Origin of the sequence: Candidatus Methanoperedens sp. (assembly GCA_027460525.1) — an archaeon.
GTDB lineage: Archaea > Halobacteriota > Methanosarcinia > Methanosarcinales > Methanoperedenaceae > Methanoperedens.
The window spans coordinates 14,570-37,070 of sequence record JAPZAS010000003.1 but is presented as its reverse complement, the minus strand read 5'-3'; the positions used below and the strand labels follow the sequence as shown (position 1 = coordinate 37,070).

Annotated in this window: 31 protein-coding genes, 1 tRNA gene and 1 pseudogene; 20 read left to right on the top strand and 13 right to left on the bottom strand. The window is 43.3% G+C overall.

What is annotated here, in order from left to right:
* Nucleotides 1–568: 568 nt before the first annotated feature.
* The 4 genes from O8C68_00645 (at nt 569) to O8C68_00630 (ending at nt 1,467) form a co-directional block, all read left to right on the top strand.
* A complete protein-coding gene (locus O8C68_00645; GenBank protein ID MCZ7394308.1) occupies nt 569–784 on the top strand; it encodes a hypothetical protein in 216 nt (71 codons plus the stop codon).
* A 154-nt stretch (nt 785–938) separates the two neighbouring features.
* On the top strand, nt 939–1,112 hold the full coding sequence (locus O8C68_00640; protein ID MCZ7394307.1) for a zinc finger domain-containing protein: 174 nt from the start codon (nt 939–941) through the stop codon (nt 1,110–1,112).
* A 5-nt stretch (nt 1,113–1,117) separates the two neighbouring features.
* Complete coding sequence (locus tag O8C68_00635; GenBank protein ID MCZ7394306.1) at nt 1,118–1,384, top strand: elongation factor 1-beta; 267 nt, start codon at nt 1,118–1,120, stop codon at nt 1,382–1,384.
* An 11-nt stretch (nt 1,385–1,395) separates the two neighbouring features.
* Nucleotides 1,396–1,467: transfer RNA gene (locus O8C68_00630), tRNA-Ala, on the top strand.
* Nucleotides 1,468–1,553: 86 nt separating this feature from the next.
* Here O8C68_00630 and O8C68_00625 read toward each other — a convergent pair.
* The 6 genes and pseudogenes from O8C68_00625 to cbiT all read right to left on the bottom strand — a co-directional run bounded on the left by O8C68_00625 (nt 1,554) and on the right by cbiT (nt 5,599).
* Nucleotides 1,554–2,174: a precorrin-8X methylmutase gene (locus tag O8C68_00625; GenBank protein ID MCZ7394305.1), complete on the bottom strand. Its 621-nt coding sequence runs from the start codon at nt 2,172–2,174 to the stop codon at nt 1,554–1,556.
* On the bottom strand, nt 2,164–2,925 hold the full coding sequence (gene cobJ, locus O8C68_00620) for a precorrin-3B C(17)-methyltransferase (protein ID MCZ7394304.1): 762 nt from the start codon (nt 2,923–2,925) through the stop codon (nt 2,164–2,166). The genes O8C68_00625 and cobJ overlap by 11 nt, the downstream gene beginning before the upstream one ends.
* The gene (gene cbiG, locus O8C68_00615; protein ID MCZ7394303.1) at nt 2,900–3,769 is read right to left on the bottom strand and encodes a cobalt-precorrin 5A hydrolase; all 870 of its coding nucleotides are present in this window, start codon (nt 3,767–3,769) and stop codon (nt 2,900–2,902) included. Before cbiG ends, cobJ begins: the two co-directional genes overlap by 26 nt.
* The gene (gene cobM / locus O8C68_00610; GenBank protein MCZ7394302.1) at nt 3,762–4,502 is read right to left on the bottom strand and encodes a precorrin-4 C(11)-methyltransferase; all 741 of its coding nucleotides are present in this window, start codon (nt 4,500–4,502) and stop codon (nt 3,762–3,764) included. Before cobM ends, cbiG begins: the two co-directional genes overlap by 8 nt.
* A pseudogene (locus O8C68_00605) lies at nt 4,488–5,084 on the bottom strand (cobalt-factor II C(20)-methyltransferase). The gene cobM and the pseudogene O8C68_00605 overlap by 15 nt, the downstream one beginning before the upstream one ends.
* A complete protein-coding gene (gene cbiT, locus O8C68_00600) occupies nt 5,078–5,599 on the bottom strand; it encodes a precorrin-6Y C5,15-methyltransferase (decarboxylating) subunit CbiT (protein ID MCZ7394301.1) in 522 nt (173 codons plus the stop codon). Before cbiT ends, O8C68_00605 begins: the two are co-directional and overlap by 7 nt.
* A 116-nt stretch (nt 5,600–5,715) precedes the next feature.
* Between cbiT and metG the strand changes: the two genes are divergently transcribed.
* Entirely contained in the window at nt 5,716–7,734 is a 2,019-nt protein-coding gene (metG, locus tag O8C68_00595; GenBank protein MCZ7394300.1) for a methionine--tRNA ligase, read from the top strand.
* Here the strand turns inward: metG and O8C68_00590 are convergent.
* The 5 genes from O8C68_00590 to O8C68_00570 form a co-directional block, all read right to left on the bottom strand.
* The gene (locus O8C68_00590; protein ID MCZ7394299.1) at nt 7,709–7,912 is read right to left on the bottom strand and encodes a hypothetical protein; all 204 of its coding nucleotides are present in this window, start codon (nt 7,910–7,912) and stop codon (nt 7,709–7,711) included. The genes metG and O8C68_00590 overlap by 26 nt on opposite strands.
* A 637-nt stretch (nt 7,913–8,549) precedes the next feature.
* A complete protein-coding gene (locus O8C68_00585) occupies nt 8,550–8,690 on the bottom strand; it encodes a hypothetical protein (GenBank protein ID MCZ7394298.1) in 141 nt (46 codons plus the stop codon).
* A 67-nt stretch (nt 8,691–8,757) separates the two neighbouring features.
* A complete protein-coding gene (locus tag O8C68_00580; GenBank protein MCZ7394297.1) occupies nt 8,758–9,270 on the bottom strand; it encodes a PIN domain-containing protein in 513 nt (170 codons plus the stop codon).
* Nucleotides 9,254–9,463 (bottom strand): hypothetical protein, encoded by a 210-nt coding sequence (locus O8C68_00575; GenBank protein ID MCZ7394296.1) that lies wholly within the window; start codon nt 9,461–9,463, stop codon nt 9,254–9,256. The genes O8C68_00580 and O8C68_00575 overlap by 17 nt, the downstream gene beginning before the upstream one ends.
* A 100-nt stretch (nt 9,464–9,563) precedes the next feature.
* Entirely contained in the window at nt 9,564–9,755 is a 192-nt protein-coding gene (locus O8C68_00570) for a hypothetical protein (protein MCZ7394295.1), read from the bottom strand.
* 52 nt (nt 9,756–9,807) lie between these two features.
* Here O8C68_00570 and O8C68_00565 point away from each other — a divergent pair, with 52 nt between their 5' ends.
* Both O8C68_00565 and O8C68_00560 read left to right on the top strand, forming a co-directional pair.
* Nucleotides 9,808–10,017 (top strand): hypothetical protein, encoded by a 210-nt coding sequence (locus O8C68_00565; protein ID MCZ7394294.1) that lies wholly within the window; start codon nt 9,808–9,810, stop codon nt 10,015–10,017.
* Complete coding sequence (locus tag O8C68_00560; GenBank protein MCZ7394293.1) at nt 10,014–10,388, top strand: type II toxin-antitoxin system VapC family toxin; 375 nt, start codon at nt 10,014–10,016, stop codon at nt 10,386–10,388. Before O8C68_00565 ends, O8C68_00560 begins: the two co-directional genes overlap by 4 nt.
* Before the next feature lie 247 nt (nt 10,389–10,635).
* Here O8C68_00560 and O8C68_00555 read toward each other — a convergent pair whose 3' ends face one another.
* Nucleotides 10,636–11,955 carry a signal recognition particle protein Srp54 gene (locus tag O8C68_00555; GenBank protein MCZ7394292.1) on the bottom strand — a complete coding sequence of 440 codons (1,320 nt, stop codon included), beginning with the start codon at nt 11,953–11,955 and terminating at the stop codon, nt 10,636–10,638.
* Nucleotides 11,956–12,048: 93 nt separating this feature from the next.
* On the opposite strand from O8C68_00555, the gene O8C68_00550 reads away from it, so the two are divergent.
* Nucleotides 12,049–12,252 carry a hypothetical protein gene (locus O8C68_00550; protein ID MCZ7394291.1) on the top strand — a complete coding sequence of 68 codons (204 nt, stop codon included), beginning with the start codon at nt 12,049–12,051 and terminating at the stop codon, nt 12,250–12,252.
* Here the strand turns inward: O8C68_00550 and O8C68_00545 are convergent.
* Nucleotides 12,241–12,441, bottom strand: a complete 201-nt coding sequence (locus O8C68_00545) for a hypothetical protein (GenBank protein MCZ7394290.1) — start codon at nt 12,439–12,441, stop codon at nt 12,241–12,243. The two genes, O8C68_00550 and O8C68_00545, sit on opposite strands and share 12 nt — an antisense overlap.
* An 82-nt stretch (nt 12,442–12,523) precedes the next feature.
* Between O8C68_00545 and O8C68_00540 the strand changes: the two genes are divergently transcribed.
* The 12 genes from O8C68_00540 (at nt 12,524) to O8C68_00485 (ending at nt 22,475) form a co-directional block, all read left to right on the top strand.
* Entirely contained in the window at nt 12,524–13,087 is a 564-nt protein-coding gene (locus O8C68_00540; protein MCZ7394289.1) for a UbiX family flavin prenyltransferase, read from the top strand.
* Nucleotides 13,084–14,340 carry a UbiD family decarboxylase gene (locus O8C68_00535; GenBank protein MCZ7394288.1) on the top strand — a complete coding sequence of 419 codons (1,257 nt, stop codon included), beginning with the start codon at nt 13,084–13,086 and terminating at the stop codon, nt 14,338–14,340. Before O8C68_00540 ends, O8C68_00535 begins: the two co-directional genes overlap by 4 nt.
* A complete protein-coding gene (locus O8C68_00530) occupies nt 14,337–14,510 on the top strand; it encodes a hypothetical protein (protein ID MCZ7394287.1) in 174 nt (57 codons plus the stop codon). The genes O8C68_00535 and O8C68_00530 overlap by 4 nt, the downstream gene beginning before the upstream one ends.
* Before the next feature lie 17 nt (nt 14,511–14,527).
* The gene (locus O8C68_00525) at nt 14,528–15,682 is read left to right on the top strand and encodes an aconitase X catalytic domain-containing protein (GenBank protein MCZ7394286.1); all 1,155 of its coding nucleotides are present in this window, start codon (nt 14,528–14,530) and stop codon (nt 15,680–15,682) included.
* 68 nt (nt 15,683–15,750) lie between these two features.
* On the top strand, nt 15,751–16,662 hold the full coding sequence (locus O8C68_00520) for a site-specific DNA-methyltransferase (GenBank protein MCZ7394285.1): 912 nt from the start codon (nt 15,751–15,753) through the stop codon (nt 16,660–16,662).
* A gap of 27 nt (nt 16,663–16,689) precedes the next feature.
* The gene (locus tag O8C68_00515) at nt 16,690–18,894 is read left to right on the top strand and encodes a DEAD/DEAH box helicase family protein (protein ID MCZ7394284.1); all 2,205 of its coding nucleotides are present in this window, start codon (nt 16,690–16,692) and stop codon (nt 18,892–18,894) included.
* A gap of 2 nt (nt 18,895–18,896) precedes the next feature.
* Entirely contained in the window at nt 18,897–19,091 is a 195-nt protein-coding gene (locus O8C68_00510; GenBank protein ID MCZ7394283.1) for a hypothetical protein, read from the top strand.
* A complete protein-coding gene (locus O8C68_00505) occupies nt 19,081–21,081 on the top strand; it encodes an AAA family ATPase (GenBank protein ID MCZ7394282.1) in 2,001 nt (666 codons plus the stop codon). Before O8C68_00510 ends, O8C68_00505 begins: the two co-directional genes overlap by 11 nt.
* Nucleotides 21,078–21,452 carry a hypothetical protein gene (locus tag O8C68_00500; GenBank protein ID MCZ7394281.1) on the top strand — a complete coding sequence of 125 codons (375 nt, stop codon included), beginning with the start codon at nt 21,078–21,080 and terminating at the stop codon, nt 21,450–21,452. Before O8C68_00505 ends, O8C68_00500 begins: the two co-directional genes overlap by 4 nt.
* Nucleotides 21,453–21,551: 99 nt before the next feature.
* Nucleotides 21,552–21,866 (top strand): nucleotidyltransferase family protein, encoded by a 315-nt coding sequence (locus O8C68_00495; GenBank protein ID MCZ7394280.1) that lies wholly within the window; start codon nt 21,552–21,554, stop codon nt 21,864–21,866.
* Nucleotides 21,850–22,197, top strand: a complete 348-nt coding sequence (locus O8C68_00490) for a DUF86 domain-containing protein (protein ID MCZ7394279.1) — start codon at nt 21,850–21,852, stop codon at nt 22,195–22,197. Before O8C68_00495 ends, O8C68_00490 begins: the two co-directional genes overlap by 17 nt.
* 74 nt (nt 22,198–22,271) lie before the next feature.
* Nucleotides 22,272–22,475, top strand: a complete 204-nt coding sequence (locus O8C68_00485; protein ID MCZ7394278.1) for a hypothetical protein — start codon at nt 22,272–22,274, stop codon at nt 22,473–22,475.
* Nucleotides 22,476–22,501: the final 26 nt, after the last annotated feature.

Genomic DNA, 22,501 nt, shown 5'->3' with positions numbered 1-22,501 from the left:
TCGCTTAGAGCCTTTAAATTCAAAAGGGGAGCCATCCGGTTCCCCAATCTTTTTTATACATAAGAGCTAACCACAACCTTATATTTTAGTAGCAAGGGATATGCAGCCTTTTCATTTTCAAGGGTTAGCGAATGTTCTGGTTTGATGTTGTACTTCAACCGCATGAGTACAATGACAGATAAACAAATGATTGGTACTCTATTTGCAGTTGTCATGAGGAACCAAAAAAAGATTTTGTGGATAGGATAGATAGGATAGGAGTGGTTACCTTGCTTGGTTCCTCTTATCCATAAATTAAATCAGATACTTAAAGCAATTTTCCAATATTATGCCATAATTTATGCCGGATTTAACTTTTAATCATAAACTGCATAGAGTTAGAGGTAAACCGCTCTATTTCTACCAGCAATCATCCGATAAGCCTCAAATATGCGATATGGCACATTATCTCAAAAAGGTCAAGGTTCTTCTATGACTTGAAATTCTTTTGCAAAATCAAAAGAAAATATTTATAAGTAACCCCCACCATTTAATAAATAGGGCAATGGGCTGAAAGGGGGGAGTTGTTATGCCAGATTTGATAATAGACGAATATGGAAAGAAGTTTAATAAATCGGATTGTAATACAGAAAAAGATAACGAAATCATAGAAGAAAAGTTAGGACTCTCTCAAGATAACACAGAAATACGAAATGAGTTTTTAGAAAAGAGATTTTTATTTAAACAGATCTTGAAAATGCAAAATATCAGGAAAAATCCAATTAGCATAGTAAAAAGGAGATAAGACTGTAAGGCTTTCTTTTTATGGTTAATTGTGTATCAAGTAAGGTAAATGCATGATATAATTATCTAAAATATATACAGATAACAATATATTACTAAAGGATAAGTTTAATAGCATTCGATTCTCTTAGGAAGCCCTACTTAAGGAGAATATTATGGCAAGAAAAGAAAAAGCAGAAAAATGTATTTCATGTGGCGTAAATCTTATTGAGCGCGGTTATGTGCGGTTTCCATGCCCGCAGTGCGGCGAAGAACTTGGGAGATGCTCAAGCTGCAGGCACCAGAGCAATCCTTATAAGTGCCAGGGCTGCGGATTCGAAGGACCGTGAAGAAAATGGGAGAGGTAGCAGCTAAACTAAAAATCATGCCTTCGGGAATGGAAGTTGATTTAAATAAGCTTAAAGAGTCCCTGAAAAAGGTAATTCCGCAAGGGGTAAGATTGCACAGTTTCGCTGAAGAACCCGTGGCTTTTGGCTTAAAAGCCCTTATAGTGGTGGTGAAAGTGGGCGATATTGAAGGCGGAACAGAGAAAGTCGAAGAAGCCTTCAGCAAAGTGAAGGGCGTGGAAAGCGTGAATGTGGAAGAACTCGGCAGGTTGTAATTTTTTTTAAAGGGCCTGTAGATCAGGGGTAGATCGTTGCGTTCGCAACGCAAAGGCCGCGGGTTCGAATCCCGCCGGGTCCATTTTTTTTAGTCTAATCGAAATATCCATTTCATTTATCAGCACCAATTTTTGCATGGCCATTAACTTCTTCAGTTCTTACTTGTTCCTATGCGTCTCTCTCCACCGCCATCTCCACAAGTTCATTCACAACCGCAACTGCCACTGGCGTCCCGCCCCTTGTCCCCACGCAGGTGATGGAGGGCACCGCCAGCGCTCGCACGCGCTCCTTTGATTCAGCAGCATTCACAAACCCCACAGGCGTTGCCACAAGCAGCGCAGGTTTCAGACCGTTCTCAATCATCCCGCATACGGTCAGCGCGGCAGAAGGTGCATTTCCGATCACGATTATCGTGCCTTGAAGCTCTTTTTCAAGTGCCATGAAACCTGCGCTTGTTCTCGTAGCGCCTGTTTTCTCTGAGATATCGCTTCCAGCATCCAGAACACATAGCACATCGCAGTTATGCCCGCGCTTTGTTATTCCAACCTGCGCCATTTTTATGTCCGTGAAAATTGTTACGCCTTTCTTGATGGCTTCTATTCCGGCTTTTATCGGATCGTTGTTAAACCTCAGGAGGTCAACAAATGCAGGGTCGCCGGTGGCTATCACACAGCGCTGTCTTATCCTGTCCTCGGGCGTGTCGCCTTTCACGAAGCTTCGCACAATTGCCCAGCTTTTTTCGCTGATAGCTATTGCTTCCTTTGTGCGTGCGCCAAGGTCAGTATTCATATTTCCTCTGGTATCCTCTCGGCGTTATTATCCTGTTATCCCACAGCCTTGACTCGCTGTTACCGATAAGTACAATCGTGCTCATGTCAATCGCATCATTGTACTCCAGTATTCTTCCAAGCGTTGTGGCAACAACTTTTTCACCGCTCCGTGTTGCATTTTTCACGATTCCAACAGGCGTTTCATCGCCCCTGTACCTTCGTATGATCTCAATCGCCTTTCCAAAGTTTTCTCTTCTGCTCCTGCTCTTTGGATTATAAAGAGCAATCACAAAATCCGCGTCTGCCGCGCTCTTGAGTCTTCGCTCTATAATCTCCACCGGAGTCAGAAGGTCACTGAGGCTGATTACCGCAAAATCTGATACTACAGGCGCGCCGAGAAGCGAAGCAGCCGCGCTCAGTGCTGTCACGCCAGGAATGACCTCGATTTCGACAGCGCCTGCCTTCTGCGCAACCTCAAGCACAAGCCCTGCCATTCCGTACACATTCGCATCCCCGCCACTAATTATTGAGACGACATGGTCTTTTGAGAGAAGAACCGCTTTCCTGGCGCGCAGAAGTTCACCGCCCATCCCGCTTCTTATGGTTTTTGAATTTTTTATGACTTCGGCAATCTGGTCAAGATATGTGCCGTTGCCTATCACATATTCGGATTCGATCAAGGCATCGTGCGCCCTTTTCGTAAGATGTTCTACTCCTCCAGGACCTATGCCCACGATGTACAGTTTACCGTGCGATTGCGATTGTGACATTCCCGTATATCCTCTTTTTGAGTAAAAGTTTTTTTTCCCCGGATACTGCAAGTGCGGCAGGCTCACATACCCCCTTCAATCCCAGGGCTCTTGCCCTCGATGGCGTTGGGGTCTTGATGGAATTGATTAGTTCATGGGACACGAACCTGAGTTCCACTCCACACCCTGCTGCTGCATCAATAATACCTTTCTCGTTTTCCTTGAGCTTTGCGGATGCAAAATATTTCACATCCTCCATACCTGCATTGATTTGCGAAAGCGCAGATGTTACAGCTTCCATCACCTCGGATCTGCTCACACCGCGGTTGGCGCCTATCCCCACTATCAGCCCGTATTTTTTCAGCACACTGACATCATCTTCAACAAGCACAATCCTTGGACCTTTTATTTGCAGAACTTCCATATCCGTATCCAGCAATGCTATATTCACTTTTTTTGTTGAACCTTTGTTAACTATCCTGCAGCCAAGATTTTCCGCAATTTCTTCAACAGATTTTTTACCTTTAACTTCTGTGGCTGTGGTTATTACAGGAATTATACCGATGCCTGCCAGCTTTCTTGCCAGTTTATTGCCGCCATGGTGCCCGCCCAGTATTGGTATGGCGAAATTCAATCCCGAATCCACAACCACGACTGCCGGGTCTTTCCATTTATCGCTTATTAAAGGGGCAATGTTCCTGACCGCTATACCTGCTGCCATTACGGCTATTAAGGAATTATATTCTTCAAATCCCTGCTTGAAAGCCTTTTTTGAGTATGTTAATATATCACAGTCTGTGAAATCCCTTATCTTTTCTGCAACGGCAAGATTTCGCGAAAATGTGATGACAGCCAGTTCACCCATAAAGATGAGACCTCTTGTAGTTCTGCGGTAAGAGCACGTTCCCTATGATGATCATGGCTGATTTATCAATCCCCTGAGCTTCGACCCTGTCTGCGATGTCGCCCACTGTTCCAAGAATAATTTTTTCATCTTTCCATGAAGCGTGATATACAACTGCTGCAGGCGTATCCTTCGGATATGTTACTTTATCTGTGATTTCCCTTATTTTATGCGTTCCAAGATAGATCGCCATGGTAGCATTGTGGCGCGACAATTCTTTAATCGAGTCCTTCGGAAGTGTGGTTCCAGCAGGTCTTGTGATGATGAGCGTCTCTGTGATCCCGTTTATCGTAAGCTGGGTTTTAAGCGCTGCAGCGGAGGCGAAGAGGGATGTGACGCCCGGGATGATTTCCACATCTATGCCTCGTTTTTTCAACTCCTCAATCTGTTCAATAATCGCCCCGTACAATGAAGGGTCGCCGCTGTGCAATCTGACAACCGTTTTCCCGTCATCAACATTCCTTGCCAGGACATCTACAATGTCTTCGAGTTTCATGCCGTGGCTGTCGATTTTCTCACCATGGACATAATTTAGAATATCGGGATTAACAAGCGAACCTGTGAACATAACAAGGTCGCAGGACTCAAGAAGCTCGCGTCCTTTTACTGTAATATATTTTGGATTCCCTGGCCCTGCTCCCACAAAATACACCACTTTTTTATTTTTCCTGACTTTTCCTCGCTTTGCCACCATGAGGCTGAAATAATCGCCTGATTCTGGGATTTCATCTGTAATCTTTTCGTTCTCCATGAACAGCCGCTCTGCAAAAATGAATTCGTTAAAACCTTCATCCATCAGCGCTTTTTTTGCATCTGCTGGATGTTTTGCCTTCAGGATTATTTTCGTGGTCACAGGAGAGCCATCGCTTACCGTAAACGAGCCATCGATACTGGTATTGGTGTGCGCTGCCTGTGCTGTTACGGCGCTGACTCCAGGAATGGTGGCAATCTCTATTTCAGGATATTTTTCTCTGATTGTCCGCGCAAGGTGTGAAAAAGTGGAGAGAACATTAGGGTCGCCAAGTACTGCAAATGAGACGGTAGCCTTTCTTGCTTCAACTGCAACTATTCCGGCATTATTTTCCCACATTTTTGATAGTTCTCTTCTGTCCTGAATCATGGGAAAATCGAGAATCAGAGCTTTTGCGTAAGGCGCTACCAGTTTTGCAGCAAGTTTCCCTGGCACAAAAACCTTCCTGCTTTCTTTCAATGCTTTTATTGCAGCAACAGTGATAAGATCAGGGTCCCCGGGTCCAAGACCAACACCGATTAGCATGTCCCTCCCAAAATCAGGAAAACTGGATTTTCAGGCTTAAACATGGTACCGCCTCCAAGCTCATGCCCCCTTGATAATTGTATCTGCATTATTTCCCTGAACCTGTTGTTCTTTTTCAGTATTCCAAGGGCCAGGACAGCGGTCTCTATCCTGACTGCGCTGACCACAAACCTGGCGCCCTTTTTAATTAATAACGCAAGAACCTGTTCGATATTTTTACTCCCGCCTACGAAAGCGCAATCGATATCGATATCTGTAAGTACCGAGGCTGCATCCCCTTTTAACACAGAGACATTACGTATCCCGCACTCTTTAATATTGTGATCTGCGGCGCGAACAGCCTCGTCCCTGTTATCAATGGCGTATACATGCTTCACCATAGAGGCGGCGGCTATGGAAACAGAACCGCTCCCGCACCCGATATCGGCAAACACATCTGCGGGTTTAAGATGGAGTTTTGATAAAGCCAGGGTTATCATTTCAGGCTGTGTGGGAGTTCCGCTTGGATAGAGCATTAAAATCAACTCAAATAAAGTTGTGTAAAATCAATTTAATTTGATATAATGCTTGCTGTTGAAAAGAAAGATGCTTTGGGAAGTTATTTTATATGGAAGTTCCATGTTAGAAATCCATGCCCAACTTCCCGTCAAAAGAACCCGTGCTTGTAACCTGCGGACTTCCGTATGCTAACGGAAAATGCCATATAGGGCATCTACGCACCTACGTACCTGCGGACATATTTGTCAGGGCTCTTCGAAAACAGGGTCAGGAAGCTGTCTTTATCTGCGGCTCTGATGCCCACGGCACTCCCATCGTGGTAAATGCAGAGGAACTCGGTATCACCCCCAGGGAACTTGTCAATAAATATCATAAACATTTTGAGAGCATTTTTAAAGCGATGGAAGTGGAATTCAGCTTCTTCGGGAATACGGATTCTCCCGCAAACCATGCAAGGGCAATAAGCATCGTTGAAGCTCTGATTGAACGTGGATATGTGTATCCCCAGGTCATCCGGCTGGCGTATTGTCCCTACGATAAACGGTTCCTTCCCGACAGATATGTGGAAGGCATCTGTCCTTACTGCGGCGCTATCGCAAGAGGTGATGAGTGCGATCAGGGATGCGGGAAACATCTTGAGCCGGGAGAGATAAAGAATGCGAAGTGCCGGATATGCGGGAATCCAGCAGAATACAGAGAGCAGGAGCATTTCTTTTTCAGGCTTTCAGCTTTTAGCGGCTTCCTCTCATCATACTTAGAAACTCTGGAAGGCACGTCCAATGCCATAAATTATGCAAAGGAATGGGCTCGTGAGCTAAAAGACTGGTGCATCACAAGGAATCTTGAATGGGGCGTGCGCTTTCCGGGTCACGACGACCTTGTTGTTTATGTCTGGGTTGATGCGCCCATCGGCTACATTTCGTTCACTGAGGAATGGGCTAAAAACACAGGGGAGGACTGGGAGAAATACTGGCGGCGCAATTCCCGCATCATTCACTTCATCGGGGAGGATATCACCTACCATCACTGCATCTTCTGGCCCGCGATGCTGAAGGGTGCGGGCTACACGCAGCCCTGGGCTGTCGTGGCTTCAGGTATGCTGAAGATCGATGATAAGAAGTTCTCAAAGAGCCGTGGCTACGTTGTCTGGGTGGATGAGGATTACCTCGACCACGGCTTTCATCCCGACCTCTTGAGGTATTATATCGCCAGCTATACATCTCACACAAAGGAATTGAATTTCTCGTGGAAGGTATTCCAGGAGAAGGTAAATAACGAGCTTGTGGGGGCGCTTGGGAATTTCCTGCACAGGACGCTACATTTTGCGCACAAGAACTTCGGCGCGGTTCCAGAAGGCAAGGTTGATAAAGAGATTTTCGAGAAAATCCAGTCAACTATCTATAAGGTAACATCAGCTTTTGACGAATACGAGTTCAAGAAAGCCACGGATGAGATGATGGAGCTTGCTGCCTACGGGAACTCATATTTCCAGTCTCGTGAGCCGTGGCAGCTCATTAAAAAAGACAGGGAAGCCTGCGCACGTGTGGTGAAGAACTGCCTCCAGATAGGAAAAGCGCTTGCATTGCTGTTTGAGCCGATACTTCCCGGAAATATGGAAAAGGCATGGAGGCAGCTTGCACTGCCCGGCGATGTCCATACCGCGCAGCTTGAGGATGCTCTTGTGGAGATTCCTTCGCAGGAGCTTGCGGCTCCTGAAATATTGTTCACTAAAATCGAGGATAAGAAGATCAAGGAAATGGAAGCAATCCTAAATAGAAGGATAAAGATAGCAATGGCAAAAGAGAAAAATAAGCTTGAGGTCGGGAAGGAGAAGGCTGAGATAACCTTCGAGGAGTTCCAGAAGCTGGATATAAGGATTGGAAAAATACTCTCGGCTGAGAACATCAAAGGTTCTGATAAACTGCTGAAGCTTGAGGTGGACATAGGAGAGAAGCGCCAGATTGTTGCGGGGATTGCGAAGTCCCATGCTCCTGCTGAACTTGTGGGGAGACAGGTCGCGGTGCTTGCGAATATGAAGCCTGCAAAGCTTTTCGGCGTGGAATCCCGCGGGATGATACTTGCTGCGGATGCTGAGGGCGCGGTGCTGCTGCTGCCTGAGAAGGAGGTTAAGGAAGGGACGAGGGTGAGATAAGCATCTCACTCCATTTGACGTACTCTCCTTTCAAAGATTCTTCTTTTAATTGTGTTATCTCATTAAGTTCCTCTTCAGAAACTTTCTCGCTTGGAATAATTATGTCCTCAATTGTTTCAAGTTTTTTCTTTACTTCTAGTATCTCTTTATAGATTATTCCGAGAGAAACTTCGTTCATATTTTATGCTCTCCTTCTCTTTTTTAGCCTTATTGCGGTCATAAATATGATTATTGTATGGTGCTAATAGTATTAATCCCTTCGACCTTCAACCCTAATGTTAGCTCAGAACTCTATAAGAAAAGGGGGCAATCGGAAATATCGGAGGGACTGGATGCGACGCCAAAAGAACAATAATTTCTTTAGCATTTTCCTCTTTAGTTTTTGCCTCAGAAATAATATTAGTTTTTTTCTTTAACATAAGAACTTGATTGAAATCCCTTCTATTTAATGCAATTGTCGCATTGTAGATGTCATCGGCGTGGATGCATTAGGATTTCTATTGTTTGTTCGTTATTTCGGCTCTTATTTCATAGAAGAGGTGTGTCATCCGCGCCCATGCCCCGCCGATTCACGTCGGTCTGTGACCTGCGCACTCAACGCAAGCGTAATGTGCAGCGCATCATAGTCAACAACTGGCGCTTTCCTGAAACATAGGAATTATAAACGCTAACCACCGAGGACACAGAGACCACAGAGAGTTGTTATTTTTTCTCTGTGTCCTCAGTGCTCTCTGTGGTTTTTTAACGTGAGCTTTACCTTTCTCAAAGCTCAAGGATCTAATACCTTCTAACAAAATGAGGTCACCATATACATTCTAGTCCTTGCGCTCCAGCATCCTGCCAGACTTCTGGATTCCGGTACTTTTCCCTGATGCTCTGAGGAGGCGCTCGCGGGTCAATATCTTTCCAATATCCTCTGCCGTGCGCGCCGCTATCTTACAGTGGTTTAGGCTCATGCATCCCACCGCGCCTCACACTTTCAATAGCCGATTCAGGTGCTCCCCATACACTCTTTATTGCAGGCTATAACGTCTCGGGTTTCCACACCTTTATACCAGCAATTCTCTCAAAATCGCCATCATTGGTTACGATGTCTTTGATGTTCAAATATTCCATAGTCAGTAGATGAAAAGCATCGTTTGATAAAAGTGATTTTCTATGAACATCTTTCAATATTGGGATGAGCTTTGGCGGAACATCGACCAAATTGAGGTTCACCATTGTAAAAACATCAATAACATCAGAAATATCCACATCTCCTATCGATTCAGGATTTTCCTTTACGTAACGTATGAACTCGTTGGGTTTTAATCCATGATTTTTGCAAACCTCTGCCTTGACGAAGTTAAACAGTGTTTCGGATATAACAATATTATTTATAAAACCAATAAAATATCCTGATTCAATATTCTTAAGAAACCGGCTGCATTTTTCAAAAAAATCAGCATCTCTGAGTAAAAAATAGGTAAATATATTAGAATCAATAAATACAAAGGAAGCTCTGGGGATTTTGGACCGATCAGTCAATGCCTTCACCGGATTCGGTCGATTCGATAATTTCTTCAACAAAGCTATGATTCAACGTTTTCCTGGGTTTTTTCGCTATCATATCGATTTTTGATTTTTTGGTTTTCTGGACACGTATGATGAGCACTTCTTCATTTTCTTCCAGCATGTCCACAGGATTTATCATACCTTTATGAACCATGCCATGAATAACTTTTGTCATATACGTTAAAACGACGGTATTAGATTTAATAATTTCTGATGTCCGACATACATTCCTTCATGTAGCATAGGCATGCGCTTTTTTCAGTCTTCCACTAGCTTTATTGTTTTTGTGCTCCTCCGTTTCCATTCGAACCCATGCGCTTCAGCATCCTTGCCAGCCGACTTTTGGATTCCGGTGTCTTTTCCCTGATGCTCTGAGGGAGGAGCTCGCGGGTCAGTATCTTCCCAATATCCTCTGCCGTGCGCACAGCTATCCTGTGCGGCTCCCAAAACCTGAAATTCGGGCGCATTCTAACATGCACCGTAAATTTTATGTTGATGTAGATGATATCATATATGCAGGTGTTAATGATGACAGAATATGTCCGAACTACAATAAAATTAAGAGAAGATGTATATCAAACCCTCAAGGAAGCTGGGGTCAAAAATATATCAGAAAAAATAAATGAAATTTTAATCAAAACGCTTTTCAAAGAGAAGAAAAGCCTTTTTGGGACAATGCAAAAAACTGATTTATCAGACCTCAGAGACCATGAGGACCGATTAGAATGATGCTGGATTCTTTCGCATGGATGGAATATTTCATGGGGACTCGCAAGGGTGAAAAAGTCAAAACATTAGTAGATGACGACTCGCAATTATACACTTCCCCGATAGTAATAGCAGAAATATACTCTAAATCTCTCAGAACCGATGGAAAAGCCGAAGAGAGAAAGGATTTCATAACAAAAAGATGCGCTGTAGTAGCACTGGATGTAACTATCGCAGTTGAATCTGCAAAAATACATGCTGAGAATAAAGTCAAGACCCCTGATTTCGGTCTTGCTGATGCCATAATACTTGCATCAGCCCGGAGCAGAAAAATAAAGGTATTGACAGGAGATCCTCATTTTAAAAATTTCAAAGATGCTGTTATGCTGTGATTTTTCAAAAGAGGTCTGTAATTGGCGTGCCTCGAATTTTAACTCATGCACCCACGCGCGGGTGGCACGTTCATGCGGGATAAATCATTACGAACCCAAAACCTCTCAGCTCAAAAACAGGAGCTACCGGAATCCCATCAGGTATCAGAAAGAAAAAGGGGGCAATGCGGGATCATCGGAGGGGATGGATGCGATGCCGACTGCCCCATTGATATTATGAATGTTCTTGTTCATAATATTTTCCATCTCACATCCCGAATTTTTTCATCATCTTCTGGATATTGAACTTGCCCCCTCCCATGCCTTTGATGGTCTTCTGCATCATCTTGTGATATTTCAGCAATTCGCGTACTTCCTCATACTTCGTCCCGGAGCCCCGTGCAATCCTGGTGATTCTCGGGCTATTGATATGCTTGGGGTCTTCAAGTTCCTTATCGGTCATCGAGTCCATGATGTACTTGTATTTTTTCATTCTTTCCTGTGTTACTGCGAACATATCATCCGAGACCTTCATTCCCATCTTTCCAAGAGGTATCATCGACATGACCTGCTTAAGCGGACCCATTTTGTTCACAGCCTCCATCTGCTTGTACATATCCTTCAATGAAAATTTCCCGCTGAGCATGGCTTCCACATCGAATTCCTCGGTTTTCAGGGTTTCTTCTGCCTTTTCGATAAGCGACTTGATGTCTCCCATTCCCAGCAAGCGCGAGATAAACCTGTCAGCCTCGAACTTTTCAAGGTCATCGGTGGTCTCGCCAACGCCTATGAAAGCAATGGCGGAATCAGTCTCTGAGACTGCGGATAATGCTCCGCCTCCTTTTGCTGTTCCGTCAAGCTTTGTTATCACCACGCCCGTTATTCCTATGGATGCGTTGAAGGCACGTGCCTGCTCGCTTGCAAGCTGACCCATGGCAGCGTCCAGCACCAGGAACTTGTGGTCAGGCTTTGCTATTTTGTGTATATCCTCCATTTCTTTTATCAGGTCTTTTTCAAGGGCATGCCTTCCTGCGGTATCGACTATCTTCACATCGTATTTTTCAACTGCTTTGAGCCCCCGCTGCGTGATGGCAACTGCATCCTTTACATCCTTTTCGCCGTAGAAAAAGATGCCCATGCGGTCGCACAGTGTTTTTAACTGGTCATACGCACCTGCCCTGAAAGTATCAGCGCATATCACAGCGGCTTTTAATCCTTTCCTCTGGAAATAGCGCGCAAGCTTTGCGGTCGTGGTTGTTTTGCCGCTCCCCTGGAGCCCCACCATCATTATGGTCTGGGGAGCAAGCTTGACGTTTGCGGTTTTCCCGAGGATGTTTATTAGTTCCTGATAAACGATACGAATCACGTGCTCCCTTGGATTCATTCCGCTGGGCGGGGCTTCCTTGAGGGAGCGCTGCTTTATTTTCTGGGATAATTCCATTACATGTTTTACATTTACATCCGCTTGCAGCATGGCGCGCTGGATATCCTTCACTACCTCGTCCACTATCTTCTCATCAATCCTGCTTGCGCCTACGAGTTTTTTTAGTGCGCTCTGAAGGGAATCGCCCAGTTTATCCAGTACCATATTTCCAGTTTTGATTAATGCTTGTGCTTTGAGTTAAAGCTTATGGATTGGAAGCTTTTATATTTAATTATTCCAATTGTAGCTGACCGAGTTATGAGCATTGAATACACGGGGATTAATAAAGAGACTGCAGAAGGAGAGATAAGGAATTTTCTTGATTCATGTCCTGAGGATACCGTATTTAAAATGCTGATAAATTCAAAACGGGGTTATCTTAGAATCAAAATCAAGAATCCAAGCAAAGGCAGAATAAAAAAATTGATAAGCAAAATTCGAAGAAAAAAGTCAAATCCGTAATACATCAATCGCGATATCCCCGAGTGCGTATATGATGAGCGCAATTAGAAAGGCGATTACAACTACATGGATTTGTTTATTATGATTATAAAAAGCGGTTTCAAGTATTGTGATAAAAATCATGAGCAGTATGCCGATAATGAGACCAAGACCGAGGCGAAGCGCAATATCATAGAGTATTTGAATCATGTTCAACCTGAAATTGTGCCTATTTGATATAATCTTATTCTTAACAAAAACTATTCAAGGATGTAACCCACTATAATATCATATGACTAATGAAATTATTATAGGCATCAGCGGCGCTTCGGGTGTGCAGTACGGGATACGACTTCTTGAAACCCTGAAGCAATTGGAAGGATACAAAACCCATCTTGTCATGTCCGAATCGGCAAAAAAACTTGTCCAGATCGAAACCGAATATTCCATCAGCGATATAGAACAACTGGCAGACCATGTCTACGGCGACTATGATTTCACAGCACCGATGGCAAGCGGTTCGCATAAATCAATAGGCATGATAGTGGCGCCGTGCAGTATGAAGATGCTTGCCTCCATTGCCATCGGCATGTCTGATACATTGATCTCAAGGGCTGCGGATGTTTGTCTTAAAGAAAAACGTCCCCTTATTTTAATGGTGCGTGAAACTCCCCTCAATTTAATACACGTCCAGAACATGGAGCGAGCCATTAACGCCGGCGCCTCCATACTTCCCGCATGTCCTGCCTTTTACCCGAAACCCAGAACCATTGACGACATCATTAATTTCATGGCAGGCCGCGCCCTTGACCTTCTTCGCATCGAGCATAACCTGTACAAACGGTGGCGTGAATGAGTTTCAGGGGATTCCTAGAAAAGCTCAAATCTGAAGGGAAACTTAAGGAGGTAAAAGACCCCCTCTCGCCTGTTTATGAGGTTTCAGCCACAATCGGGAAAGAGCCTGCCTTTTTTACAAATGTCAACGGTCAAAAAGTGGCAATGAACATCCTTGCTTCAAGGGAACTGCTTGCAGGAGCACTCGGAGTATCGACTGACAGAATAATAGAATATCTTTCCTCACATCCGCCTGACGGAGAGGTAAAGCGAGTTTCGGATTCGCCCGCAAAAGAAATCGCAGTAAAACCCGACCTTGCAAAACTTCCCATCCTCACGCATTTTGAAGGGGACGGCGCTCCGTATATTACCGCAGGAGTCGTGGTGACTGAATACGAGGGTGTTATGAACGCAGCTATCCACAGACTGCGTGTCATAGGGAAAGACAAGCTTGCAGTGCGGCTTGTTGAATTCAGGCACACCTATAATCTTTACAAGAAAGCACAGGAAAACGGGAAAGCGCTTCCTGTCGCAATCGTAATCGGAATCGACCCGGTGACGCTTTTTGCGGTCTCAACCCGCGTGCCTGAAGGAAAGGAGTTCAATTATGCTTCAGCGCTGAGCGGTGAGCCTACCGAGTTATTCGAATGCGAGAACGGTATCAAGGTTCCGCATGCTGAAATCGTGCTTGAAGGGTATATCCATCCTACGGAGCTTGTGGATGAGGGACCATTTGTGGATATAAGCGGCACCTACGATATAATAAGGAAACAGCCGGTCATCTATCTCACTAACATGATGCACAGGCGCGACCCCATCTACCATGCCCTTCTTCCCGCTGGAAGCGAACATCATGTATTGATGGGAATTCCGTACGAACCGCTGATATTCAATGAAGTTAAAAAAGTAGCTGATGTGAAGAATGTGGTGCTTACGCCGGGAGGATGCTGTTATTTCCATGCTGCTGTGCAGATTCGTAAAAATAACGATGATGAAGCAAAGAAGGCTATCGATGCCGCATTTGCAGCGCACAAGAGCTTGAAGCATGTGATAATCGTGGACGAGGACATCAATATTTTCGATCCGAACGATATCGAGTTTGCGATAGCCACGCGTGTTAAGGGCGATGAGGACATATACATCTATCCCAGTGTACGGGGCAGTACCCTTGACCCGCGCTCGGAGAACGGTATTGGGACAAAGGTGGGTTTTGATGCAACGATGGATTTGAGCAAGAAATGGAAGTTCCAGAGAGTTCCCAAGCCAAAGGTATGAGTGAAAACGAACCGCAGATGCATGCCCCGAGTCGCGCCTCGGAGGGCGCATCCACGTCAACCGTTGCGCCAGTTGGCGTCGCCCGCACGTATTGCTTCGCAATACGTGGAGTTACGTGTCTATGCAAAGCGGCGGGCATAACGCCGATAAACGCAGATTTCTTAATTTGATTTATGTGGAGGCATAGATGCATCTCACACCTGAAGAAGAAAAAATATTCAATGGAGAGCTCGGCGCCACATACCAGAAAGCTATGGAGATTCTCGCCGCCCTTGGCGATATCTATGATGCTGACACGCTAATTCCCATAAAGAGCGCGCAGATAGCAGGTGTCTCGTACAAGACCATAGGCGAAGCCGGGCTTGAATGGATATCGGATTTAAAAGGAAAAGTTGCTGTACCCTCGATTCTCAACCCTGCAGGCATGGACAGGGAATGCTGGAAGGAGATGGGTATAAGCCAGGATTTCGCTGAAAAGCAGGAAAAGATAATCAGGGCTTATGAAGCGCTCGGCGTGAGAACTGAGTGCTCCTGCACTCCGTATAATATCTTTGACAGCCTCGCAAGGTTCGAAGACCATGTGGCGTGGAGCGAATCCTCGGCAATTTCTTACGCCAACTCTGTCATCGGGGCGCGCACCAACAGGGAAGGGGGGCCGAGTGCGCTTGCGGCTGCGCTGATTGGCAAGACTCCGAATTACGGTTATCATCTTGATGAGAATAGAATTCCTGATGTTTTGATAAAGGTGAAAGCAGAGCTTCACGATTCTGATTACGGCGCTCTTGGTTATATCGTGGGTGAGATGGTGGGAGATAAAGTGCCATTTTTTGAACTCAAATCGAAGCCATCGAAGGACGAACTGAAATCCCTCGGCGCAGCAATGGCAGCCTCGGGCGCCGTGGCGCTGTATCATGTTGCCGGTGCCACGCCTGAAGCCGGGAAATACAGGGCGCCGGAGGAGACGATCACGATTGAAGAAGCACAGATAAAAGAGGTTTACACAAAAGGCGAGCCTGATTTAATAGCATTCGGCTGTCCACACAGCAGCGTCAGCGAGCTTGAGCGGCTGGCGCAGCTTTTGAACGGCAAAAAGGTGAGAAAAGAGGTGTGGGTGTGCACCTCGCGCGCCATTAAGAATAGGCATCCTGAACTGATAAGAAAAATCGAGAAAAGCGGCGCGAAGGTTTTTTGCGATACATGCATGGTTGTATCGCCTGCAAGCGAGAGGTTTGGCTGCATGATGGTGAACTCAGGCAAGGCGCACAAGTACGTGCCGAACCTGTGCGGCGCGAAGAGCATAATGGCGACCACGGAGGAGTGTGTGGAGGCGGCGCTACGTTAAAAGGATAAAAAAGCATCTTCACCAATACATACTAAAATGTCCCGCAAGTATTATAACTAAAAGAAATAATGATAGAAGTAGCCATGAAACCGCTTTACCGCACCCAAAGAGGAGTCTTATATCATGGTGCATCAGAAGATATACTTGAGGCAAAATGGTTTAAACCTCTCGAACATAAAATAAATCTTATATTTACATCACCTCCATTTCCGCTTAACAGACGAAAAGCTTACGGCAATCTGAAAGGTAAAGATTATATTGATTGGCTAGCTGGCTTTGCTGATATATTTAAGCAAATGCTAGATCCAACAGGCTCTGTTGTGATTGAACTCGGCAATGCATGGGAACCGGGCATACCCACAATGTCTACTTTAAGCATCGAAGCTCTTATGGAGTTTAAACGTAGGGGCAATTTCTACCTTTGCCAGGAATTTATTTGGAATAATACTACCAGACTTCCATCACCGGCACAATGGGTTAACATCGAGAGAATTCGGGTTAAAGATGCGTATACTCGCTTATGGTGGTTATCAACAACTCCAAAACCAAAAGCCAATAACCGCGCAGTATTACATGAGTATAGTAAAGATATGAAACTGTTATTAAAGCGCGGGAAATACAATGCAGGTAAAAGGCCATCTGAGCATTTGATAGGAGAGGAGAGCTTCCTGAGGAACAACGGTGGTTCAATCCCATCAAATGTTCTTTCTATTCCCAATACTAAATCCAACGATCCCTATTTAGCATACTGCAAAGCGAACAGTATAAAGGGTCATCCAGCAAGAATGCCTCCTGAATTGGCAGAATTCTTCATACGCTTTTTGACTACGAAAGACGATTTTGTTTTAGATCCTTTTGCCGGAAGCAATATAACCGGATGGGCTGCTGAAAGATTAAATCGGAGGTGGAGATGTGTTGAAAAGGAAGAATCATATGCGAAAGCATCAATGTCTAGATTCCCAGAATCTTGGCTAATCTGAATATAACCACTACTATGAGGAGATGATATGGCAATGGATAACGAAAAACAAAGTGAAGGTAAAGATATAATGAATCCAAGCCTTATCAGTATAACCTTAAAACCAGAATATAATACAGAAGATGATGATATAATTCGAGAGTTCTATGCCCCCTGCCTTAAAGTTTCCAAATTCTATGATCGAGCTATCGGTTATTTCAGAGCAAATATTTATCGAGAGCTAGGTGAAGATTTGCTAAACTTTGTTATTGCAGGAGGTAAGGTTCGTATAGTATGTTCACCAGATATACCAGTTTCTGATGAGGATGCGGCGAGAGAAGGATATGCTCTCAGGAATTCTCGATCAACTCACAATCAGGAGGCGAGTTTAGTCGATATTCTAGAGGTCATGTCGAATAATCCCAAAGAATCTGACTGCCTAGAAATGCTTCGTCTCCTTATTGAATGTGGCTCTTTAGATTTATTTATTGCTACTAGAATTGGTGGAATTTATCATAGAAAAATCGGTGCATTCTATGATGCTCAAGAAAACATAGTTGCATTCTCAGGTTCAGGCAATGAGACACAAATGGCGATAAGTTCGATTGAAGGCTGGGGTAACGATGAGGAATTCGATGTATATCGTAGTTGGGGTAACAACTTTGAGTCCTCAAAGGCATTAAAAAAAATGCAGTATCTCCATAAACTTTTTAGTGTAGGCACTAAGCATACTAAAGTAAGGCCTTTAAACGAAGTGGAACGTGAAGTTCTTGCCCGATTTCGCTCACACAAAAGCTTCGAAGATTGTAGGCCTGGTGCTCATCTTAGGACATCATCCCTCATGGATAAAACTGATAAACCAAAATATACTCCTTATTACTATCAGCGCCAGGCCATTAATGCATGGAATAATGCCGGTAAAATTGGAATGTTTTTAATGGCGACAGGAACAGGTAAAACAATTACAGCATTATTTGCAATTTCAAGCTTGATTCAAGAGGGGAAAGTTATAGTGATTTTGGTTCCAAGCAAGATTCTTTTATCCCAATGGAATGAAGAAATTCGATACATCTATCCTCATGTTCCAATCCTTCTAGCAGGTGGTGGATATGATTGGAAAGCTATTACAGAAAAGCGAATGTACGTTTCGAAGCAATCGTTACCACGGATAATACTTGCTACCATGAGCACGGCAGCAACTGGTGATTTTATCAAGTTCCTTCAACAAGCCGAAAATCCAGTTCTTGTAGCAGATGAGGTGCATCGGTTGGGAAGTCCAATCAATCGGCGTATCATCATGGAAATCCAATTTAAGGAGCGGTTAGGATTATCAGCAACACCCGAGAGATTATTTGATCCTGAAGGCGATAATGCCTTAAAGAATGCATTCGGCACGGAACCAGTTTTCTATTTACCCCTTGGAGGCAAGGTTAGACTGTCGGAGGACGATCAAAAAGATGTGCCGATACTAGGTAAATTCTTATCTCGCTACAATTATTTCTTTGAGGTTGTTCATTTGAATCTAGAAGAGCAGGGTAGGTGGGATGAGCTCACGTCGAAGATTAAAATATATATCGCAAAGAAAATGCAAAAAAACAGCAATAATCGTTTGTTATTTGACGATAGCGGATTGCAGAACTTGTTAATTCAAAGAGCACGTATTCTAAAACATGCAGAAGCTAAAGTCGATTGTGCATATCGTATTGTCTCCGAAAGATACCCTGCCGATGGGCGTTGGATTATTTACTGTGAGGATGAGGAACAATTAAGACGCGTCACAGAAGTAATCAGAAATCAAACGGTAGGCATTAATGTTGTAACGTACTATTCAAAGATGGATTCCACGGAGAGGGATAGAACCTTGGGGTATTTTGAGCAACACCCTAGCATAATTGTGAGTATTAGATGCCTTGATGAGGGAGTGGATATTCCAGAGGTAGATGGCGCCATAATCCTTGCATCATCGAAAAATCCGAGGGAGTATATACAACGCAGAGGAAGAGTACTCAGAAAAGCAAAAGGAAAGCAAAAGGCAACTATTATAGACGCAATTGTTCTTCCTAATTCAGTGTCTCAAGAAGATGAATATGCCATACCAATAGTAAGGGGTGAACTAGCACGTGCTTGGAAATTTGCTCAACTTGCAGAGAATCAAGAAGTTACTCATAAGTTGTGGCGATTAGCCCAGGAATATGGAGTTGATATTGAATCAGACGCTCAGATTGGTTTGCAAGATGATGTACAGGAGGAATAGACGTGGAACATGAAGAAATGATCTCGGTCCTGAAAATAACAAATGATAAGAGGAAGAATCCAGTACCGGAAAAAGTTCTCCAAACAGTCATGGCACTAGTCATAAAGAATCCTCTAGAGAAAGATCGACTAAAATGCCAAGAGCAGATTCAGCAGGTCCTATTTCAGATGAGTGGAGGCGAAGAGCATGATGATTGATATTATTGAGATATTAAATTTTGGCTCCTTTTATGGAAAACATAAGATTGAATTTCAGAGTAGTGACCCTGGAATAATCATCTTTCGTGGAGGCAATGGGCAAGGAAAAACATCATTGCAACGCGCAGTAATTTGGGCACTATACGGCAAGGTATACGATAGGAAGGGACAAGAGATTCCTCCGACTTCTCTTCTGAACCTTACCGCATTGAGTGAGGACATATACAAATTTGGAGTCGGCGTTTTTTTCAATCATGATGGTGGGCGGTGGGCGGTTTTGCGACAAATGAAAGCAAATAGTCATCAAGATAAGAAATATATTGAGGGAATGACGCTAAATGTTGTTAAAGACGGCGAAGTCCTCGCTGATCCTGAGAACGTTATACAACGTATCCTGCCATCAGATGTAAGTAGGTTCTACTTCTTTGATGGTGAGATGCTACGGGATTATGAGGAACTCCTAGATGAAGATAGCCGATCAATGTTTATTATCAGAGATTCAATTGAGCGTGTCTTGGGTGTTCCATACTTCAAGACTGCCAGAGACGACTTGGTAGCCATTCAAAAGAAAATAGAGAATGAACGCAATAAACTCATCAGAAAACTTGGCGGCAAGGAGTATGAGGAATTAGCAGAATGTCTTCAGACGGTGACCGCAGAAATAGAGGATAAGGAAACAACAATCGAAGGGCTAATTAGACAGATATCTAAACTTGAAGATGAAATAGTTGAGAAAAAGCGAAGACTGACAGATATAAGAGAGGTTCAAGAGCTGGCACACAGCCAGATCAGCATTGAGAAAGATATCAGTCTTAAAAAGGAAAAAAAGGAAAAAGCTTTGGAGAAGATGCAAGCACTGGTTAAAGACCTATACAAGGAATTACTTAAACCGATTGCAAAAAATGTTATATCTCATCTCACTGCCAAATCTGAGGCATCACTAGAGAAGTATAATAATAAACAACGGGCGGTTGAAAGAGTCGAGAGATTAAAGAAAGGGATATTATCACAGAAATGTAGCTTATGCGGCACTGTTCTAGAGCCAAAGAAACTTCGGCAGTTAGAGGAGGAACTTCATGAAACTGAAATCCTTATTAAACAATTAACAGAAATCCCTGAGCCAAATTTGACATTTGAGCATCACAAAACAAGATTAGAAAAGATAATTTCCCACAGTAACATTAGAGAAGATTTCAGAGAAATCGAGAACGAAATAGGCAAGATAGATCATGAACTAGCATCACTACAGGCGCAATTAAATGACATAATAGGGAAACTGACCGGGCAAGATAAAGAAGAGCCACGAGAATTAGAAATATCTATACAAAACTTGAAAAAAGAACAGGGGAGACTTGAAGGTCTTGTAAAGGTTAAGGCAGAAGAGGTATTGGGTCTTAAAGAAACGAAGGCAGAATTTGAGGCAAGTTTAGCCAGTATTCCTAAGCGAGAGATCAACATTTTGGGGAAAAGAATTGAGTTTGTAGAATCTGTAAAAGAAGTATTTGAAGAAGCTATTTCATCATATAGAGATAAGAAAAAATTCGATATTGAACGAATTGCTACGGAAATATTTCGAACGATACGCTCAAAAGAAGAGTTTGATAGCCTCAAAATTAATGAGCAATTTGGCTTATCCATAATGACTAAAAATGGAACTTGCCTTAGCAGAAGTGAATGGAGATCAGCGGGTGAGGAGCAGATCGTTGCCTTGGCATTGATTGGAGCCCTTAATAAATCAGCCCACGTAAAAGCACCAGTGTTTATGGATACACCCTTTGGTAGATTGGATATAAAACATGGCGAGCGTGTCTTAAAATATCTCCCCAACCTAGCAGATCAAGTGGTCCTATTGGTAACGGATCGAGATTTTAGAAAAGGGGATGAAAGATATCTTGAGGGAAAAATCAAGAATGACTTCACCATTATATACAAAAGCCAAAAAGAGGGATCACGAGTGTTCGCAACGCAAGATTTGGAGGTTGCGCCATGAATGATGATGCGTTTGGAGATATGAGGACCTTTCCTGCAAGTGATCGCGCGAAAAAGCAAATGAAAGAGCTAGTATCTAAGGGGCTATTCCATGAGCAGAGAGATGCGTGGCGGCTAGGTGCTGCGCTGGGTATAGTTTTAAATCAATCTGAAAGAAAAGGAAAGAGAGAGACATTCCAAAACATCAACAGCCTAGATCCAGAAGGTATTTTTGCGGCAATCATGATCGGGTTGTATCCCGATATAACCCCAGAAGAACGAGCGAAGAAGTTGGTTGATTCCGCTGAATGGGGTATTAATCAAATTCATCATCAGGTTGAGATTGGCACATTGGATTGGTCACAATTGGGGTTGTTGCATGGACAGCCATAATGAAGTTATTACGTGTGGCTCAACTATGTATCCAGATAGTTATTCCTACACAATTTTAAAAGAAAAAATAAGTAAATCATTTATTTATAACATCACTTAATGAGAACTGAAATGCTGAACTACAAAAATATATTAACCAAACTCGAAGAAAACAAAGCCGCAATAAAAAAATACGGCGTAAAGCGAATCGGATTATTCGGCTCATACATCAGAAAAGAACAAAAACCCGAAAGCGATATCGATATTCTCGTTGAATTTGAAAAAGGTAAAATAACATTCGACAACTACATGGATCTTAAATTCTTTTTAGAAGACCTGTTCAAATGTAAAGTCGATCTTGTAATGAAAGAAGTAATTAAACCAGATTTAAAACCATACATCATCGGGAGTGTAAAATATGCAGCGGGCGTATGAAGCGTATCTTAAAGACATTCTTGAGTCTATCCGTAAAATTGAAAAATATACCGAAAACATGTCTTATGGGGATTTCAGAGAAGATGAATTAAGACAGGACGGCGTTGCAAGAAATCTGGAAATTATAGGCGAAGCTGTTAAGAAAATTCCTGATGAGATAAAAAATAAAAAACCAGAGATTGAGTGGAAAAAGATTGCCGGATTAAGGGATATTCTCACGCACGAATATTTTGGAATAAATCTGGAAATCGTATGGGATGTAATGGAAAACAAGCTACCTGATTTGAAAAAGAATACTCTGGCACTCCTTTCTGAAATGAAAGGTAATTAAGGCTATAGCTACATGATTATATATACAAGTCAACAGTAGATAGATTATCAAATCATAGTACATTGAGTGCAGATATGCAAAAACTTCAGGTGGATAAAAAAATCAAAGCTCTCGAAGAACAGCTCGAATTACTCAAGTCTTTTATTTCAAAACATGAGCCATTGCTTACTATAGAAGATTACAGGAAATACCTCGCTAAAACTAAAAAGGCAGTTGCAGCGTCTGTAGAGCCCACTGAATACATCAGAAAAACCAGAGTAAAAGGTGAAATTTATTGAGGCTGGCTCTCGACTAAGACATGGCG